The 18,376-nt window shown below is 40.4% G+C and carries 16 protein-coding genes; 12 read left to right on the forward strand and 4 right to left on the reverse strand.

Annotated elements, in window-relative coordinates; genetic code table 11:
* Positions 1-3 precede the first annotated feature (3 nt).
* From BM097_RS04550 to BM097_RS04580, 7 genes are all read left to right on the forward strand, one after another.
* Positions 4-528, forward strand: a complete 525-nt coding sequence (locus tag BM097_RS04550) for a hypothetical protein (RefSeq protein ID WP_090546342.1) — start codon at positions 4-6, stop codon at positions 526-528.
* A gap of 86 nt (positions 529-614) precedes the next feature.
* Positions 615-1,676: an ABC transporter substrate-binding protein gene (locus BM097_RS04555; protein WP_090546344.1), complete on the forward strand. Its 1,062-nt coding sequence runs from the start codon at positions 615-617 to the stop codon at positions 1,674-1,676.
* Complete coding sequence (locus BM097_RS04560) at positions 1,676-2,620, forward strand: ABC transporter permease (protein ID WP_090546346.1); 945 nt, start codon at positions 1,676-1,678, stop codon at positions 2,618-2,620. Before BM097_RS04555 ends, BM097_RS04560 begins: the two co-directional genes overlap by 1 nt.
* The gene (locus BM097_RS04565; protein WP_090546348.1) at positions 2,620-3,420 is read left to right on the forward strand and encodes an ABC transporter ATP-binding protein; all 801 of its coding nucleotides are present in this window, start codon (positions 2,620-2,622) and stop codon (positions 3,418-3,420) included. The genes BM097_RS04560 and BM097_RS04565 overlap by 1 nt, the downstream gene beginning before the upstream one ends.
* A gap of 15 nt (positions 3,421-3,435) precedes the next feature.
* Positions 3,436-4,758: an aspartate kinase gene (locus BM097_RS04570; protein ID WP_090546350.1), complete on the forward strand. Its 1,323-nt coding sequence runs from the start codon at positions 3,436-3,438 to the stop codon at positions 4,756-4,758.
* A 125-nt stretch (positions 4,759-4,883) separates the two neighbouring features.
* Positions 4,884-7,136: a glycoside hydrolase family 31 protein gene (locus BM097_RS04575; protein ID WP_090546352.1), complete on the forward strand. Its 2,253-nt coding sequence runs from the start codon at positions 4,884-4,886 to the stop codon at positions 7,134-7,136.
* 401 nt (positions 7,137-7,537) lie between these two features.
* The gene (locus BM097_RS04580) at positions 7,538-8,365 is read left to right on the forward strand and encodes a hypothetical protein (protein WP_090546354.1); all 828 of its coding nucleotides are present in this window, start codon (positions 7,538-7,540) and stop codon (positions 8,363-8,365) included.
* 149 nt (positions 8,366-8,514) lie between these two features.
* On the opposite strand, the gene BM097_RS16640 is transcribed toward BM097_RS04580, so the two are convergent.
* On the reverse strand, positions 8,515-9,315 hold the full coding sequence (locus BM097_RS16640) for a LacI family DNA-binding transcriptional regulator (protein ID WP_090546356.1): 801 nt from the start codon (positions 9,313-9,315) through the stop codon (positions 8,515-8,517).
* A gap of 202 nt (positions 9,316-9,517) precedes the next feature.
* Between BM097_RS16640 and BM097_RS04590 the strand changes: the two genes are divergently transcribed.
* Genes BM097_RS04590 through BM097_RS04610 form a run of 5 tightly spaced genes read left to right on the forward strand, consistent with a single transcriptional unit; the run spans position 9,518 to position 15,572 of the window.
* Positions 9,518-10,315 (forward strand): InlB B-repeat-containing protein, encoded by a 798-nt coding sequence (locus BM097_RS04590; RefSeq protein ID WP_090546358.1) that lies wholly within the window; start codon positions 9,518-9,520, stop codon positions 10,313-10,315.
* A gap of 9 nt (positions 10,316-10,324) precedes the next feature.
* The gene (locus tag BM097_RS04595) at positions 10,325-11,959 is read left to right on the forward strand and encodes a glycoside hydrolase family 13 protein (RefSeq protein ID WP_090546360.1); all 1,635 of its coding nucleotides are present in this window, start codon (positions 10,325-10,327) and stop codon (positions 11,957-11,959) included.
* Positions 11,960-11,974: 15 nt separating this feature from the next.
* The gene (locus BM097_RS04600) at positions 11,975-13,429 is read left to right on the forward strand and encodes a sugar ABC transporter substrate-binding protein (protein WP_090546362.1); all 1,455 of its coding nucleotides are present in this window, start codon (positions 11,975-11,977) and stop codon (positions 13,427-13,429) included.
* 11 nt (positions 13,430-13,440) lie between these two features.
* On the forward strand, positions 13,441-14,736 hold the full coding sequence (locus BM097_RS04605; RefSeq protein ID WP_090546364.1) for a carbohydrate ABC transporter permease: 1,296 nt from the start codon (positions 13,441-13,443) through the stop codon (positions 14,734-14,736).
* Positions 14,733-15,572, forward strand: a complete 840-nt coding sequence (locus tag BM097_RS04610) for a sugar ABC transporter permease (protein ID WP_090546366.1) — start codon at positions 14,733-14,735, stop codon at positions 15,570-15,572. The genes BM097_RS04605 and BM097_RS04610 overlap by 4 nt, the downstream gene beginning before the upstream one ends.
* Before the next feature lie 37 nt (positions 15,573-15,609).
* On the opposite strand, the gene BM097_RS04615 is transcribed toward BM097_RS04610, so the two are convergent.
* The 3 genes from BM097_RS04615 to BM097_RS04625 form a co-directional block, all read right to left on the reverse strand.
* On the reverse strand, positions 15,610-16,077 hold the full coding sequence (locus tag BM097_RS04615; RefSeq protein WP_090546368.1) for a DUF2798 domain-containing protein: 468 nt from the start codon (positions 16,075-16,077) through the stop codon (positions 15,610-15,612).
* A gap of 177 nt (positions 16,078-16,254) precedes the next feature.
* Entirely contained in the window at positions 16,255-17,496 is a 1,242-nt protein-coding gene (locus BM097_RS04620; protein WP_090546371.1) for an ATP-binding protein, read from the reverse strand.
* Complete coding sequence (locus BM097_RS04625) at positions 17,493-18,200, reverse strand: LytR/AlgR family response regulator transcription factor (protein WP_177197370.1); 708 nt, start codon at positions 18,198-18,200, stop codon at positions 17,493-17,495. The genes BM097_RS04620 and BM097_RS04625 overlap by 4 nt, the downstream gene beginning before the upstream one ends.
* Between the last annotated feature and the right edge of the window lie 176 nt (positions 18,201-18,376).

An 18,376-nucleotide genomic window follows, 5' to 3' on the forward strand; every position in this document is an offset into this window, starting at 1 on the left:
TTAATGAAGAAGAGATTATTAACAATTCTTTGTATAGTAGCCATGGTTATGTTGGCAGGCTGTGGAAAAGCTGGCAATGATGCTGCAGCAGAAGTGGATATTAAAAATACTTCAGTAGCTCCTGAGGAAAATCAGTCAGAAGAGGGCGAGGAAGTTGAAGCATTAGAAGAAAGTACAAAAGACCCATCAGTAGATGTAGATTTAACATCGCTGTCATCTACTATGGTTTATTCAGAAGTCTTCAATATGATGATGGAGCCAGTGGCTTATGAAGGACAGACTGTGAAGATGGACGGAAACTGCGCGATCTACACAGATGAAGAAACAGGAAATACTTACTATGCCTGTGTGGTACAGGATGCAACCCAGTGCTGCTCTCAGGGGCTTGAATTCCTTCTGGACGAAAGCCAATATGAAGCATCGGACTATCCAGTAGAAGGTGATCCAATCGTAATCAAGGGAACCTTCGCTACCTACGAAGAGAATGGTGGCACCTACATAACCATCAAGGATTCAGTTTTGGAATAATAACTATTAGGCAATTTTACACTTTAACTTGTTAAAGCGTTGTGATACAATATTCTTTATTAACAGAATGTGTTAGGAGGGATATTATGAAGAAAAGATTGCTTTCAATAATGATGGTTTTAACTCTTTCGGCTGTAATGGTTGGATGTGGTAATAAAGCAGCTTCTACAGATACTGGTGCAGATGCTTCAAACACAGAGGCTCCTGCAGATGGCAAGGTCTATAAGGTAGGCATTATTCAGTATGTAGATGATGCATCCTTGAATCAGATTGTTGCAAATGTGGAGAGTCAGCTTGATGAGCTTGGCAAGGAGAAGGGCTGCACATTTGATTATGGTAATTACTATTATAATGGTCAGGCAGATGCCACCACTATCAATCAGATAGTGACCGAGCTTATCAATGATGAGGTTGATGTGCTTGTTCCAGTAGCTACTCCTACAGCTATGATTTGCCAGTCTGCAACAGAGGATAATCAGATTCCTGTTGTGTTTGCAGCAGTATCAGACCCAGAGGCAGCAGGTCTTGTTGCATCTAATGACAAGCCAGGTGCTAACGTAACAGGTACTTCAGATGCTCTTAATACAGAGGCAGTTTTTGATTTAATTTTTGCTCAAAATAAGGATATTTCAAAGGTAGGTCTTCTTTACGACAAGAGTCAGGATGCATCAGCTGGCCCTATCAATGAGGCAAAAAAGATTCTTGATGCAGCCGGTGTTGAATATGTAGAAAAGACAGGAACCTCTAATGATGAGGTTATGCTTGCAGCCGATGCCCTTGTTGCGGCAGGCGTTGACGCAGTATTCACTCCTACTGATAACACAATCATGAAGTGCGAGCTTGCTATCTATGAGAAATTCATCGATGCAGGTATCCCACACTATTGCGGCGCTGATTCATTTGCACTTAATGGTGCTTACTTAGGATATGGCGTAAATTACGCAACACTTGGAAAAGAGACAGCTAACATGGTTGCAGAGGTGTTGGTAGATGGCAAGTCTCCAGCAGAGCTTCCAGTTAAGCTTCTTGATAATGGTACAGCTACAGTAAATACTGATACAGCAGCTGCTATCAATCTAGATTACGACAAGCTCAAGAGCATGTGCGACGGCTTCGTTGAAGTACAGACAGCGGAGGAGTTTGAGTAATGTCTAGTATTTTTACAGTTTCGATTTTTATGAGTGCATTGGAGCTAGGGTGTATATACGCCCTAGTTGCCTTGGCACTTTTTATTTCTTTCACAATTCTTAATATCGCAGATCTTACTACAGATGGATGCTTTACTTTAGGCTGTGCAGTGGGCGCAATGGTGTCTCTTGCAGGTCATCCATTTTTAGCCCTTTTTGCTGCTATGCTTGCAGGTGTTTGTGCAGGCTTTGTAACAGCTTTTCTTCAGACTAGACTTGGGGTAGAATCTATTCTTGCAGGTATCATCGTAAACACAGGATTATACACAATTAATATTGCTGTAATGGGATTTTCTTCCATTGCAAATCTTTTTGGCTGCGACACAGTATTCTCTCTTGGAAAGGATACATTAGGCGCCACATTTTTAGGAGATTGGTACAAGGTTGTAATTGTAATTGCAATCGTTGCTATCATTGCAGTTGCTCTTTGGTGGTTCCTTGGCACCACCCTTGGAATGTCCATCAGAGCCACAGGTGATAATGCTGATATGGTGAAATCATCTTCCATCAATCCAACACTTACAATCACAGTTGGACTTTGTATTGCAAATTCACTGACAGGTCTTTCTGGTGCCCTTATTGCTCAGTACCAGAAATCTGCAGATATTAATATCGGTACAGGTATGGTAACAATCGCCCTGGCATCACTTATCATCGGACAGACCTTGATTGGTAACAAGGGTAGCATTCCAAGACGTATCCTTGGAACAATCCTAGGTTCCATTTTGTATCGCTTTATTGTAGCAATTGCTTTAAGACTTTCAGTTCCAGCCGAGGCATTGAAGCTGGTTTCTGCTATAATAGTAGCTGTTGCAATCGCAACACCTTATGTAAAAAGAAAGCTCGCTCTCAAAAAGCGCGAGTTTGCCAACTATAGAGGAAATGCCAGAAAGGAAGGTGTGTAATGCTTAAAATAGATAACATATCCAAAACCTTCAATCCTGGCACAGTTAATGAAAAGACAGCCCTAAAGAATCTTAGCCTAGATTTGGCTGATGGGGATTTTGCTACTATCGTAGGTTCAAATGGTGCTGGTAAATCCACTATGTTCAACGCTATCGCAGGCACCTTCATTGTAGATGAGGGAAATATTTATCTGGATGGAGAGGACATCACCTTCAAAAAGGAATATGTGAGAAGCCAGGACATCGGTCATCTGTTCCAGGACCCATTAAAGGGCACTGCACCTCACATGACCATCGAAGAAAACATGGCACTTGCCTATCTTAGAGCATCTCATTCCACAGGAAAGCTGTTCTCAAGAATCAGCGCCAAGGACAAGGCAAAATTCAGAGAACAGTTAGCTTTACTTGGTATGGGATTAGAGGATAGAATGAAGCAGCCGGTAGGTTTACTATCAGGCGGGCAGCGTCAGGCACTGACACTTCTTATGGCCACCTTTGTAACCCCAAAGCTTTTGCTTTTGGACGAGCACACAGCGGCACTTGATCCTGCCACAGCAGAAAAGGTGTTAGAGCTCACCAAATCAATTGTTAAGGAACGAGGCATCACCTGCCTTATGGTTACCCACAATATGCATCAGGCCTTAGAGGTAGGAAACAGGACGCTGATGATGAATGCAGGACGTATTGTTTTCGATACTTCAGGCGAGGAACGTGCCTCACTTTCCGTAGCAGATTTGCTGGAAAGGTTCAAAACAAAAGCAGGCGAAGATTTAGATAATGATAGAGTACTTTTAAGTTAATCAGGAGGAATTGTAATGAAAAAGGTTGTAAAATTTGGCGGAAGTTCACTTGCAGATGCGAAGCAGTTTAAGAAGGTGGGCGACATTATCAGAGCAGATGAAAACAGAGTTTTCGTCGTTCCATCAGCTCCTGGTAAGAGAAACAGCAAGGACACAAAGGTAACAGACATGCTCATCGGCACCTACGAAGACGCATCAAAGGGCAAGGATGTTTCATCCAATCTTGCAGCTATTAAGGCTAGATATGACGAGATTATAGAGGGGCTTGAGCTTAAAAACTTTAGCCTTGATGAGGATTTTAAAAAGATTGCTGCTGATATCAAGGAAGACCTTTCATTAGACTATCTTGCAAGCCGTGGCGAATATCTTAACGGCAAAATCATGGCAGAATATTTAGGCTACGATTTTATTGATGCAAAGGATGTTATTTTCTTCAACGAGGAAGGACATCTTAATTCATACAAGACAGAAAAGGCAATGGCCAAGACACTAGAGGAGCACCCACGTGCTGTTATCCCTGGATTCTACGGATGTGGCAAGGATGGAAGAGTAAAGACCTTCTCTAGAGGTGGTTCTGATGTTACAGGTTCTATCGTTGCAGGCGCTGCAAAGGTAGATGTATACGAAAACTGGACTGACGTATCAGGCTTCTTAATCTGCGACCCAAGAATCGTAAAGAATCCAGTAGGTATGCAGACCATCACATACCGCGAGCTTCGAGAGCTTTCATACATGGGCGCATCAGTGCTTCATGAGGATGCCATCTTCCCGGTTCGTTCAGCAGGTATTCCAATCAACATCAAAAACACCAACAAGCCAGATGATGACGGAACATGGATTGTAGAAAGCACAGGTCAGCGCAACGAATACGTTATCACAGGTATCGCTGGTAAGAAGGGCTTCTGCACAGTACTTATCACAAAGTCACTTATGAACTCAGAGGTTGGCTTCTGCCGTAAGGCTCTTTCAGCCTTCGAGGACAACGGAATCAACATCGAGCACATGCCATCAGGTATCGATACCATGACAGTTGTTGTTCATGAGGATGAATTCATCAACAAGGAGCAGGCAGTTGTTTCAGCTATCCACAGAAACTGCTCACCAGATTCTATCGAAATCGAATCTGACCTTGCTCTTATCGCAGTCGTTGGACGTGGTATGAAGAGTACACGTGGTACTGCAGGTCGTATTTTTGCAGCCTTAAGTCATGCTCATGTTAATGTCCGCATGATTGACCAGGGTTCTTCCGAGCTTAACATCATCATCGGTGTTGAAAACCAGGATTTCGAAGTAGCTGTTAAGGCCATCTACGATATTTTTGTAACAACTAAGCTTTAATTATAGGTGCCTATCATAGTGAAAAAATGGTAGGCACTTGTTTTATGAATTTTACTGGAAACGTTTCCAAAAAAGAATTTATAGTGTACAATAAGAAAAAATGTTAAGGGAAGAGGGATATATTTATGGAATATGGTAAGTTTGCCGGAGCGACTGTAAATGACAATTGCGTAGCATTACAGTTTGAAAAGCAGGCTGTGAATGTGGAAATTATCACAGATGAAATTATTAGGGTTAATGTTCCTATCTGGAAGAAGGATTATAAATCTGTTGCTGTAGAAGGCAGCGTGGCTGTTCCAACAGATTTTGATGTGGAAGACCTTGAAGGAAACGCAGGAGTAAGAATCAAGACAAAGGAAGTAACCCTTGAAATTGGGGATGATTTTAAGTTCCAATTTTTAGATAGATACGGCGATGAGCTTCTTTCAAGCTTTGAGGGAGAGCGCAAGATATTTGGTGGCATATCAGAAGAAGCTCTTAATCTTTTGATTGCAGAGGGCCATCTTTTTAATGCAGACCAATTTAAAACCCACGAGGTTGAGCAGCTTTTCAAGCTAAATGCCAGCGAAAAGTTCTATGGAATGGGCGACAAGACAGGCTTTTTAAATAAGCGTGGCTACTGCTATGAAAATTGGAATTCAGATATTCCGCAGCTTCACCACGAGAACATGCCAGCACTTTACAAATCCATTCCATTTGTGATTGGCAAGGGAAGCGGCTACACCTATGGTTTGTTCTTCGATAATACCTTCCATAGCTACATGGATCTGGGCAAGGAAAGCACTGAATATTTCTGGTATGGCGCCGATGATGGTAATCTTGATTTCTATTTCATGGCAGGTGAGCGCATGACTGATATCGTGGAGCACTACACATATCTTACTGGACGTGCACCACTTCCACAGCTTTGGACACTGGGCTATCATCAGTGCAGATGGGGTTACGAAAGTGCTAAAGATATCAGACGTGTTGCAAAGGGCATGAGAGAAAATCAAATCCCTTGCGAGACAGTTCAGTACGACATTGATTACATGGATGGTTACCGTGTATTCACTTGGGATGATAAAGAATACGAGCCAGCCGGCCAGCTTATAAAGGAGCTTAGCGAGGATGGCTTCAAGGCTGTCTGCATTATTGACCCAGGCGTAAAGGTTGACAAGGGCTACAGCGTTTACGACGAAGGAATTAAAAAGGATTACTTTGCCCACGATAAGGATGGGGAGGTTTATGTAAACGAGGTTTGGCCAGGTGATGCAGTTTATCCAGATTTTGGACGTTCTGATGTACGTAAATGGTGGTCAGACAATCACAAGTTCCTTACAGATATCGGCATGCAGGGAATCTGGAACGATATGAACGAGCCTGCAAGCTTTAGAGGCCCACTTCCACTTGATGTACAGTTTTCAGTGGATGACAGACTCACTAATCATGCAGAGGCCCACAATGTATACGGTCACTACATGAGCATGGCTACCTACGAGGGAATGAAGGAGCTTACAGGCAAACGTCCACTTGTTATCACAAGAGCCTGCTATGCTGGAACTCAGAAGTATTCTGCAGTATGGACAGGAGACAATCAATCTGTTTGGCCTCATTTACAAATGCTTATCCCTCAGCTTTGCAATCTTGGAATGAGTGGCTTTACCATTGCAGGAACAGACATCGGAGGTTTTGGCGGTGATACCAAACCAGAGCTTTTATGCAGATGGATAGAAGCAGCCGTATTCTCAACCTTCTTCAGAAATCACTGCGCCAAGGGCCATAAGGACCAGGAGCCATGGAACTTTGGTCAAGAGGTTGTAGACATCTATAGAAAATACGTTAAACTTCACTATAGATTTTTGCCTTACATCTACGACCTATTATTTGAAAGCCAAATCACAGGTCTTCCAGTAATGAGACCTTTAGTTTTGCACTACGAGGATGATGAAAACACCTTCAATCTCAACGATGAATACCTTGTCGGTGAGAACATGCTGGTGGCACCAATCGTAGAGCAGGGCGCTACCAAGCGTATGGTTTATCTACCTGATGGAAATTGGATTAGCTACTGGGATGGCAAGAAATTCCAGGGCAATCAGCACATCATCGTGGATGCCCCAATCGATGTGCTTCCAATCTTCATTAAGGAAGGCAGCATCATCCCTATGTACGAAGATGTCCAGTACGTTGGCGAAAAGCCTTATGACACAGTAACTCTCCTTGTAGCTGGCGACAGCACCTGGGGTTCACACTACCAGGATAACGGCGAGGACTTTGAGTACCTGGATGGACAGTACAACCTCTACAGCTTCACTTACGAGGATGGCAAGCTGGATGTGGACATGCTTCACGAGGGCTACGGGAAATATAAGGACATTAAGGTTGAAAAGCTTTAAAACTAATAAATGAGCTAAGGCTCTGATTCGTAAATGAATCAGAGCCTTTCTTTTTTTGGAGAAAATTGTTGACAGCAACACCATAAAACGTTATATTAATGAAGATTTTTGTTATTTTATTTTTGTTTTTCACTATTCTTGCAGCACTTCGTTGCATGTTTCCGATGTTTTTTTATTGGCTTTTATGGTACTACGTCTATGTTTTGTTAATTTAAATGTTAAGACGTAGTCAAAAACTATCGTTACGTCTCGGGAGAGGTTTATGAGAACCGTAGACGTAGTTTGAAATGCACCCAAAAGAGAGCTTACGTCTTATTCTATCCCAAAGGATAAATTAGACGTAGTAGTATAGGCCTGCCTACGTCTTGCGATACGATTGTAGATGATTTAGACGTAGTGGGATGAAATTTGTAAATAGAAAGAGTGATTTATTGGTATTAAATAAAGATTATGTGGAGCAACAGCTCAAAGAACTAAGGCTTCTCCTTAAAGAATCTGATAAGAGAGTAGCAATTGGGAAGCGTCTTCCCAATATACATGTAAAGGTTTCCAAAAGTAATGGCTGTAACCAATATTATTACATTAATCCTGACACAAAAAAGCTTGTATACGTGAAAAAGGAGGATTTAATGAAGGTAGCCAGAATTATCCAAAGAGATTACAACCTTGAAGTTAACAAAACCATTAGAAAGCAGATAGGTAAACTTGAGAAATTCATAGCTAATTACGATTTTGATGCTATTGATAAGGTTTATGAAAAAATGCCAGCAGCTAGGCAGCAGCTTACAAATCCAATTGTTCTGAACGATGAGCAATATGTATTGAAATGGCGAGCAGAGCATCCTGCAATGCAGAATACATTTCCAGTGGAGGGAAAATATAAGACTAATCGCGGTGAATTAGTTAGATCGAAATCAGAAAAAATCATTGCAGATACTTTAGATAGATATGGAATTCCCTATCAATACGAACCTTTTCTTGAATTAGGAAATAGCGCTGTTTATCCTGATTTTGCTGTATTGAATTTGAAAAAGCGAAAGACCTTGTACTGGGAGCATTTAGGAATTGTTTCTGAAAATGATTATGCTAAAAAGAACTTTAAAAAGCTTCAGATGTATGAGAAGAATGGTTATTATCTTGGGACAAACCTGATTATTACAATGGAGTCTGATATGGTGATGCTTGATATAAAAAATGTAGAGGAGAAAATTAATGAATTATTATTATAATTATATTTGTTTAATACAGAAATTCCATACTGAAAGAACCGGGAAAGAATTATTATGTTATGAATGTAAATATAATTCATTCTGTTTTAAACGATGATTAAAAATCCACCGCGGTCCCAAAGCTATAGGGCCTGCAGTGGATAAAATATTTAAACACATAGATTATGATTTTCAATTGGAACTCTGTTGGCGGCCTGTTCGTAGGCGGTGTAAAGGAGTTCCAATTTTTCTTTGGTGGTATCTGGTTCGAAGCAGATATTGTATTTCTTTGGTATAAATGGTAATAGGGCTTCGCTTGATACTAAAACATTTTTTAAATTTATCTTCTTGATATCATCAGGTGATGAAACAAATAAAACATCTTCAAAGAAATCTGAGATGAAGTCTTTCTTCTCAGCATTGTTTGTATCCAGTAGGACATATTGATACTTTTCCCCAGAAAACTGCTTATTAGCGGCTGCTTTTAGTCGCTCTAGATTAGTATTTATCTGGAAGAAAAGTGGGTCGTTGATGTAGCAGTCAAGGGCAAGTAGTGGTGCAAAGTTGCAATCGCCAATTGCAGAAAAAGTGCTTTTATCTAAATCGTAGCAGATAAGTGCATCTGCCTGCCCGTAGTTTTCAAAGCGTGAAGGTGGAATCAAAAACACATCATAGTTTTTATCCCCAAGGAACTTTGTAACAGTCTTCATTACCTGCATTTCATCTGCAGCCTTTAAAACAGAATCAGTATCAGAAATAGCAAAGCCAACCTGATTTTTTCTTTTTGAAGCCAGAGCCTTTGCAGCCTGATTAGGAGAGTAGTTTAGCAGATTGATTACTTGCAAAACTCTCTTCCTTGTTTCATCAGATATTTTTAAATCAGTTCTTCCATTTACCACGTATGAAACTGTAGCTACCGAAACTCCCGCCTCTTTTGCAACATCCCTGATGGTAACTTTTTTGTTTGCCATTTCTTGCCTCCATTTAACCGTTTAATCGATTGATAAATCAATTATGGGAATCTTTTCTCCAATTGTCAATAACAACCTATTGACAGTGTAGAAAAAAGAGTGTAGTATCTAATTAATTTAAACGGTTAAGCAGGCATTAAAACGGGCTTGCTTATATTTTTACAAATTAATTTAAACGGTTAAATAACAGGAGGGTATTATTATGAAAAAAAGAATTGTGACAATGCTATTAGTAGGATGTATTGGAGTTAACGCAGTGGCTATGACAGGCTGTGGAAATAGTGAAAGCTCTGCTGCTGAGGCACAGGTGGAAGCAACAGCTGATGAGACTTCAAATCAGCACACTGTAACCTACTATGATTCAGATGGAACTACAGTCCTTGATACAAAGGTAGTAGATCACAAGGCTAATGCCGAGGATTTCACACCTGAGAAGGAGGGCTATACATTCGTAGGCTGGTTCGCAACTCCAAAGCTTACAAGAGAATTTGATTTTAGCAGAGCTATCACAGAGGATACACCACTTTACGCAGGCTTTGTAAGCTATGTTGAGGATACACGAAGCTTCGCCATCGTTGGCTCTGGCGAAAGTGAGCTTTTAAAGGAATCTAACTGGGGTGAGGTTATATCTGATGACCACAGGCTTACAAAGGAGGACAACTCTGAGGCAAACCAGTACACAATCACAGTTGAACTTCAGGAGGGTGATCAGTTCCAGTTTGCAGTAGATGAAACATGGGCAGATCAAAGAGGCTATGGCTATCTAGAGTCTGGCATGCTTGATGGCAAAACATACTTTAAAAATGCAGGCGGTCTGGGAGATACACCAGCAGAAAAATCTAACATAGAGGTTGCAGTAGCTGGTACATACACATTTACTCTTACAACTTTTCCAGGTGAGGATGTTTATGATGAAGCAGACCAGTACTACACAGAAGAAACAAAAGAAAATTTCAATTCTAATCCATACGACAAGATTACATGGACATACACCGAGTAAAGGAGATATATGAATAAACACGCATTACTACACATTCCCGAATCCAGATACTGCTTCCCATTATCAAAGGAAGAGGTTGTTATCAGACTTAGAACTGCAAAGGAAGATGCAGATGCAGGACTTAAGGTAAGGCTTATTTATGGTGTTAAATACGATTACCAGAAAGAGCGTTTTACAGTAGAGGTTCCTCGCAAATATGATGACGAGCTGTTTGCATATTACGAGATTCAGTTAAAGATAAGGGACACACGATTTGTATACATATTCGAGCTTGAGGAAAATGGAAAAAAGCAGTACTTCAGCGAGGATGGCTTAACAGACAGCTACAATTATGAAGAAAGCTATTACAATTTCTTCCAGCTACCTTACATCAATGAAAATGATGTCATGCCATTAGTTGATTGGATGCCAGGCACTGTGTTCTATCAGATTTTTATAGACAGATTTTGCATTGGGGACGAGAACAAGGATATGTCCTACATCGATATGAAGTGGGGCAGCAAGCCTACTCCAAAAAGCCATGCAGGCGGGGATCTGCGAGGAATTATTAAGCGCTTGGATTACCTGAAGGATTTAGGAATTTCGGCACTTTACCTCAATCCTATTTTCCTATCAGATTCCAACCATAAATACGATATTATCGACTACAAAAAGATTGACCCACAGTTTGGAAATAATGAAGATTTTGTGGAGCTGGTAAAAAAGGCACACAGCCTGGGTATCAGGGTGGTGCTTGACGCAGTATTCAATCATTGTAGCTATAAGATGGAGCAATTCCAGGATGTAATTAAAAATGGAAAAGCTTCTGAGTATTTCGACTGGTTCATAATCGACGGAGATAAGGTTGATATCAAAAAACGAAATTATGAATGCTTTGGTTACTGCGATTACATGCCAAAATTAAATACAGCAAATCCAGAGGTTCAAAGCTTCCTTTTAGATATTGCCACCTACTGGATTGATGTGGCAGATATTGATGGCTGGCGATTAGATGTTGCCGATGAGGTATCTCACGATTTCTGGAGAATGTTTAGAAGAGCAGTGAAGGCAAAAAAAAGTGATGCGGTAATCATTGGAGAAAACTGGCATGATGCATATCCTTCACTTCAGGGTGACCAGCAGGATAGCATTATGAATTACGCATTTACGAAGATTTGCTTGGATTATTTCGCTAATGAAAGCTGTGATGCCAGAAAGACTGCACAACACCTAAACGGCATCTTGATGCGAAATATGAAGCAGGTAAATTACATGATGCTAAATCTACTTGATTCACACGACACAGATCGCTTCTTTACAATGTGCAAAAAGGATAAGAAAAAGCTTGAGGCGGCATTGGCCCTTACCATGTTTATGCCAGGAACACCATGTATTTACTATGGTACCGAGCATGCAATGGAGGGCGGATACGATCCTGATTGCAGACGCTGCTTTGATTGGGATGAAAGTAAATGGGATATGAAATTTTTCAATAAGGTGAAGGAGCTTATCGCCCTAAAGAAAAATCTGGTTTTACAGTATGGCGACGTATCTATTACTGAAGAAAATGGCTCATTAATTGTGAAAAGACGCTATAATGGAAATGTTGCAAAACTAAAAATCGAAAGTCCTACCGTATATACGATATCTTTTGAAAATAACTAGGGGGGTATATCTATTATGAAAAGAAAAATTGCCTTGGCATTAATTGGGATGATGGCGCTCACTACCCTTGCAGGCTGTAAGAGTGAATCCAAGGAAGCCGCTAAGGAAGCTGCTTCTCCTACTAATACCATTTTCACCGGAGAATTAGAGGAGAACGTAACCATCCAGGTTTTGGAAAATGACACAGCTATCTCTAAGGGATATTTTGATGAGCTTATAAAGGCTTTTAACAAGGAATATGAAAAGTACGGCATCACAGCGGTAGATGCCAACATGGATCAGTATTTGGATTTGGCAAACGATGGCCCTTACGGCTACGGCCCAGATGTTTTGTATCAGGCTAATGATGTAATTATGCAGTACGCTGAGGGCAAGCACATCTATCCACTTCCAGTGGAGCAGTTGGATTGCTACAGCCAGATACCAGAGGCTGCCTGGAAGGCATATCAGGTGGATGTTGAGGGTAACACCTACACCTGCGGTGTTCCTGTAAATGTTCAGGCACCAATGCTTTACTACAGAACCGATTTACTTCCAGAGGATTGGAAGAGCAATTGGGATGATAACAAAAATGATGTTCCGGACATGGTAGAAAACTGGAACGACATGTATGCCTATTCAAAGGAAATCCATGAGGCCAATCCAGATAAATATGGCTATATGAAATCCTTATATGATGTGTATTTCTCCAGCGGATTCTTATTCTCTTATGGCGGGTACATCTTTGGAAATAACAACACAGACACTAATGATATAGGTTTTGCAGCAGGTGATGCCAACAAGGGTGCATGGGTATTAAGCCAGCTTGCCAGCAACATGAACGAGGATTGCATCGACGATACTATCACCACAAACGCATACAGCAAGCTTGCAGATGGCACATATTTTGCCACACTTTCCACACCAGACACCTACACTACATTTTATGATAGTTTGGTAGAAGAATACGAAAACACTGATATGACTGAGGACGAAGCAAAGGAAAAGGCCACAGAAAATCTTGTAATGACATCTCTTCCTAAACTTCCAGAAAGCGGAGATTTATCAGAGGAGAACCCATCCTTAATCGATACAAAGACAATGGGTGGAGTAAATGGATATGCCATCAGCTCTTATACCAAGTGCCCAAACGCTTGTCTTGCCTTTGTTGATTTTGCAACAAACTACGAAATGATAAAGCTTAGAAATGAGAAGCTTGGAATTGCTCCAGCAAGAGAAGACGTTGCTGAAGAATTAGGTGGATTATCTAAACAGATGTATGAAAACCTTGAAAAGGGCAATGTTGTATTAATGCCATCTATCAAGGAGGTGGGCCAGATTTGGACACCAGGCCAGACCTTCTTTACTGATTTGGCAAAGGATAGCTTCAGACCAGAATCAGAAAAGAAATTCAAGGATTTAGATGCATTAAAAGCAGGACTTGAGGATATGTGCAATCAGATAAGTGATGCAATACATACCTTGGAATAAGAGGAAAGACGATGAGAAAGTTTTTGAATAGCTCATGGCGCGCTAAGCTTTCTGCCCTAATTATGGGAAGCGGACAGCTGATGTATGGCTGTGTGGCTAAAGGAATTATTTATATTTTAATAGAAATAGGTTTTATTGCATACATGGTGATAAGAGGCTTCTCTGATATAGCAGGCTTCTTCACCTTGGGAACCACAAAGGCAGATGCCTGGCTTGGAACTGTGGGAGACAATTCCGTAGTAATGCTTTTGATGGGAATACTTGCATGGATTGTGGTTGCAGCATTTATCTACCTGTATGTATTAAATATCAAAAGTGCTTGCGATATAGAAGAGCGTGTAAGCACGGGGAGAGAGCCAAAGAGCTTTATAGACGAATTAAAGGAATTATTAGATAGAAAGTTTTATATCACTGTGTTGGTGCTACCAGTAGTGGGAGTGTGTATCTTCAATATCTTACCAATTATATTTATGATACTAATTTCTTTTACTAACTACGGCGGAAGCATTGTGCCACCAGAGCTTGTAGATTGGGTAGGCATTGATAACTTTAAAAAGATTCTTACCCTTTCAAAGTTTGCTCCAACCTTTGCAAGGATTTTAGGCTGGAACATCCTTTGGGCAGTAGTTTCAACAGCTCTTAATTATTTTGCAGGACTAGGCCTGGCACTTTTATTAAACAAGGACTGCGTAAAGGGCAAAGCCTTCTTTAGAGCCTTTCCAGTGCTGGCCTACGCCATCCCAGGATTTATTACACTACTTGCCTTTAAGTTTATGTTTTCCTACGGTGGGCCAATCAATCAGATGATAAAGGCAACTGGCGCAGCCCCAATCGGCTTCCTTGACTTGGATGCCAAATGGATGGCCAGATTAATAGGAATACTTGTAAATTGCTGGATTAGCGTACCATCAATTATGCTGCTTGCCACAGGACATCTTTCAAATCGAGATATGTCTTTATACGAGGCAGCCAGAATCGATGGAGCAACACCATTTCAGCAGTTTAGAAAGCTTACAATGCCATTTATGCTTTTTGCAACAACCCCTGTTTTGCTAGGCCAGTTTATTGGTAACTTCAACAACTTCGGTATCTTTTACTTCCTCAGAGGTGGATTATACATGGATGGATATTTCCTAGCTAGCGATACTGATTTGCTTATCAATTGGCTCTATAATCTGTCCATAGATAACAATTACTACTGCATTGGCGCGGCTATTTCGCTGATTATATTTATCATTACATCAGCCATCTCGCTTGCAGTATATGTTAAATCACCATCCTACAGAGAGGAGGATACCTTCCAATGATGAAAAAGCAAAGCGTTGGAAAAATCATTGATGCTACCTGGACCTATGCATTACTTTTAATTGTAGCCTTTATATTTTTCTTCCCTTGCCTTTGGATTGTACTTGCATCATTCTCAAAGTCAGGAAGCATATATTCATTTGATGGGTTCTTCCCAAAAAGCTACAGCGTAGCCACTTTTAAGAAATTATTTACAGATACCACAATGTACAACTATCCAAGATGGTTTTTGAACACATTGTTTGTTGCAGTCGGTAGCTGTTTACTTGGCACCTTTCTCACAATTCTTACTGCCTATACAATGTCCAGATTTGAGTTTAGGGCCAGAAAAACAATGATGAAAACTACCATGATTCTTGGCATGTTTCCATCCTTCATGGGAATGACTGCTGTATACATTCTGATGACCCAATTTGGTCTTATCAATCAGCTATGGGGATTGATTTTGATATATGCAGCAGGGGCGCCTATGGGCTACCTTACACAAAAGGGCTTCTTCGACACCATACCAAAGGCTATCGATGAAGCAGCCAAAATAGACGGTGCCAATTCTGCACAGATATTTTGGAAAATCAATCTACCACTTTCAAAGCCAATTATCGTATATACGGCATTAACTTCTTTTACATGGCCATGGTCAGATTTTATTTTGCCAAAGCTATTATTAAAGGAAAAGGATTTGTATACAGTGGCTGTTGGACTGATGTGTCTAGATGAAACAGAATTCGCCAGATTCGCCGCAGGAAGCGTATTTATCGCAGTGCCTATCGTAATTCTATATTTCGCCCTAGTTAAAAACATGGTAGACGGAATCGCAGAAGGCGCCGTGAAGGGATAAAAAAAACTAGCTGTTAATTTAACAGCTAGCTTTTTTTTTATTTTGTATTCTTCTTCTCACGGAAGATTGTACGGAAGATAAGTCTTACGAATGGTCCGCAGTAGAAAAGCTGATATAAAAGAGCCATTGGGAAGTTCATAGCCCATGTCTGTACCCATGTACCGAATGTTTTTGTGTCCTTGAAAAGGATAGTAGCAACAAGGCTCATGCTAGGGCACATGATGCAGCAGATGCAGATTGAAATTGCATAAGTGATGAACTGTGGGCGATCCTTAGTAGGGTCCATTACTGAAAATGCAAGCCCTCTGGCAATCTTACCAACGATAAAGAATTCTAATACGAATGCGATAGGTACCATGATTGGAAGCTCATGTAAAGCTGCTAAGAAAGTGGCACCGCTAACACCACCCATGTTAAGTGCTACGTTGTAAACTACCATTCCGTAAACCATGATAGTTGCCATAATAATTGTAAAAACTACGTCCTGAAATTTGTTTTTAGGCATAAAAAATCCTCCTTCTGATAATAAATAACTACATAAGAATAAATGTGTTGTTCGTTATCATCCGGAGGATGTGTCGTTTCCAATAAAACCATAATTTCTTAAATTGCTTCGCAATTGTATCATAATATTTACTAAAATGTAAGTGCAAAAATTGTGAAAATTGTAGGCAATATAATTTTAAGGATTGATTGGCATTAAAATATTTACATGAAAAACATCATCATCGGCAGAAATAGTAAGGTTTCCATTGTATTTTTCAGCCAGATATTTAATACTCTTTAACCCGTAGCCATGTAGATGAGGCTGGTCCTTTGTGGATTCAGGCAGTCCGTTGTGGAAGGAAAGTGTATTGTCGTAGTAATTGTCTACAAGAATGTGGACAAAATCATTTCTGCGTCGTACGGTAAGAGAAATCATACGCTTATCCTTGTTTTCAAGGGCTGACACAGCCTCGATAGCATTTGATAATAGATTTCCAAACATAGCATAAATATCAGCTGTATCCATGTATGAAAGGAGCTGTCCATCAGCCATGCAGGTAAGTTCGATATCGTTGTTAGCGCAGTACAGTGACTTTTCAGTAAGTATAGTATCCAGCGCATGGTTGTAGGTAGATATGTCCGCATCGAAGGTTGAAAGGAATTTCTCAGCCTGTGATTTAAAGGAGCCTACCTCATCAGCGTTTCTTCGAAGGAAATATTTTAAATCGTGGCAGTACATGTTCAGCAGTTCCATGTTCTGCATTGAATCGTCATAGTGCTGCTTATCATTTGCAATGATTTGCTCTAACACAGACATTTCCATCTCCATCTGAGTCTTTTCAAATAATCCAAGCTGTAGCACCAGTGCAAGCAAAGAGCAGATAATAGAATAGATGGATGTCACAAAAATCAAATCCGAGTCTGAGGAATAATTCATTCTGTAGGAGTTTAGCAGTGTGCAGGAAAACATTGCAATCAAGGACACGATGGTGAGCTTGAACTGGTTGTCTCGCAGTTCAAAATCCTTTCCAAAGCGTCTTGTTATTAAAAAATATTCACATACTAAAATGGTTATATAAATCACTATGGTATAAGCAAGTGATGTCATAATCCCTGGAATATAATTGATTCCTAGTGTTAGCAGTGAATAGGATAGATGCTGTATTGCAAGGCCGGCGGTACTCCAGTATAAGGCTGATATAGGATTAAGCTTGTAGCAAAACAATACCGCAAATACGATAACAACAAATTGCAGCATATATGCCAGATTGTCAAAAACAAATAAATCCCACATAAAGTTCATGAAAACAAGAATAGTGCCGCAAAGTAGCACGCGAAGAAGGAAGTGTGGGCGTTTTTCCTGCAATAAAAGCAGAATGCCTATGGACGCTAAAAGCTCTATTAAAACTACGAAAGGTGATAGATGAAAGGCTATCATAATTGTCCTCCTAGATAATTTGTAACTTCATTTATAAAAATCTTTTTCTTAGGGCGGCTGATTGGCAATACATTTGGTCCAACCTTCACGTCATTCCCCTCGATACTGGTCACATATTTCAGATTTACCAGGTAGCTGTTGTTACAGCGCCTAAAGTGGTAAGGATGAAGCATCCCCTCCACCTCGCTGATAGCACCTCTGGTGTCGAAAACCCCGTCCATGGTGTGATAGTAAAGTCTGTGTGACAAAACCTCCACATAGTAGATTCTATCTGTAGAAAAGGTATGGATTTCGCCTTTTGATGCAACAGTAATATTCTTTTTAGACTGCTGCTTAATAATCGCAAGAACCTTTGGCATCTTCAGGCTAAAAGCATTTTCTGACAATGGCTTTAGGATGTAATCCAAAGCATTCACCTCATATCCCGCAATGGCGTAGTGGGCCAGATTAGTAAGGAAGATGAGAAGCACATCTGAATCCAGCTCTCTAAGCTTGTGCGCCGCATCCATTCCATTCATGCCGTCTAATTCTATATCCATAAATACTATTTGATATTGATGATTGTAGCTTTCTAAAAAATCCTCAGCACGGTTAAAAACAGCAATGTCGTACTGTTCCCCACGTTGCTTGAAAAAAACATCCGCTATATTACAAAAAGCTTTTTCATCCTCTATATCATTTTCTATAAGAGCTATGTTTAGCATAGATTCCTCCAAGAAAGTGTTAATACATAATTTGCAGTTCATATTATAACATACAAAGAGGCCTAAAAAATCGCTGCTGATGACAAAGAAGGGACTCTAAATGACAGGATAGGACATTTGATTGAATCTGAAAATTCCAGAGGCTACAATGCACTCATCAAACAAAAAATGGAGGA

The organism is Pseudobutyrivibrio sp. OR37, assembly GCF_900113655.1.
Classification (GTDB): Bacteria; Bacillota; Clostridia; order Lachnospirales; family Lachnospiraceae; genus Pseudobutyrivibrio.

Excerpts from the sequence above, each read along its gene's own strand:
- BM097_RS04595 (WP_090546360.1), top strand. The coding sequence starts at position 10,325 with ATGAATAAACACGCATTACTACACATTCCCGAATCCAGATACTGCTTC.
- BM097_RS04565 (WP_090546348.1), top strand. The coding sequence starts at position 2,620 with ATGCTTAAAATAGATAACATATCCAAAACCTTCAATCCTGGCACAGTT.
- BM097_RS04555 (WP_090546344.1), top strand. The coding sequence starts at position 615 with ATGAAGAAAAGATTGCTTTCAATAATGATGGTTTTAACTCTTTCGGCT.
- BM097_RS04600 (WP_090546362.1), top strand. The coding sequence starts at position 11,975 with ATGAAAAGAAAAATTGCCTTGGCATTAATTGGGATGATGGCGCTCACT.
- BM097_RS04615 (WP_090546368.1), bottom strand. The coding sequence starts at position 16,077 with ATGCCTAAAAACAAATTTCAGGACGTAGTTTTTACAATTATTATGGCA.
- BM097_RS04575 (WP_090546352.1), top strand. The coding sequence starts at position 4,884 with ATGGAATATGGTAAGTTTGCCGGAGCGACTGTAAATGACAATTGCGTA.
- BM097_RS04610 (WP_090546366.1), top strand. The coding sequence starts at position 14,733 with ATGATGAAAAAGCAAAGCGTTGGAAAAATCATTGATGCTACCTGGACC.
- BM097_RS04560 (WP_090546346.1), top strand. The coding sequence starts at position 1,676 with ATGTCTAGTATTTTTACAGTTTCGATTTTTATGAGTGCATTGGAGCTA.
- BM097_RS04580 (WP_090546354.1), top strand. The coding sequence starts at position 7,538 with ATGAAATTTGTAAATAGAAAGAGTGATTTATTGGTATTAAATAAAGAT.
- BM097_RS04550 (WP_090546342.1), top strand. The coding sequence starts at position 4 with ATGAAGAAGAGATTATTAACAATTCTTTGTATAGTAGCCATGGTTATG.
- BM097_RS04570 (WP_090546350.1), top strand. The coding sequence starts at position 3,436 with ATGAAAAAGGTTGTAAAATTTGGCGGAAGTTCACTTGCAGATGCGAAG.
- BM097_RS04605 (WP_090546364.1), top strand. The coding sequence starts at position 13,441 with ATGAGAAAGTTTTTGAATAGCTCATGGCGCGCTAAGCTTTCTGCCCTA.
- BM097_RS04620 (WP_090546371.1), bottom strand. The coding sequence starts at position 17,496 with ATGATAGCCTTTCATCTATCACCTTTCGTAGTTTTAATAGAGCTTTTA.
- BM097_RS04625 (WP_177197370.1), bottom strand. The coding sequence starts at position 18,200 with ATGCTAAACATAGCTCTTATAGAAAATGATATAGAGGATGAAAAAGCT.
- BM097_RS04590 (WP_090546358.1), top strand. The coding sequence starts at position 9,518 with ATGAAAAAAAGAATTGTGACAATGCTATTAGTAGGATGTATTGGAGTT.
- BM097_RS16640 (WP_090546356.1), bottom strand. The coding sequence starts at position 9,315 with ATGGCAAACAAAAAAGTTACCATCAGGGATGTTGCAAAAGAGGCGGGA.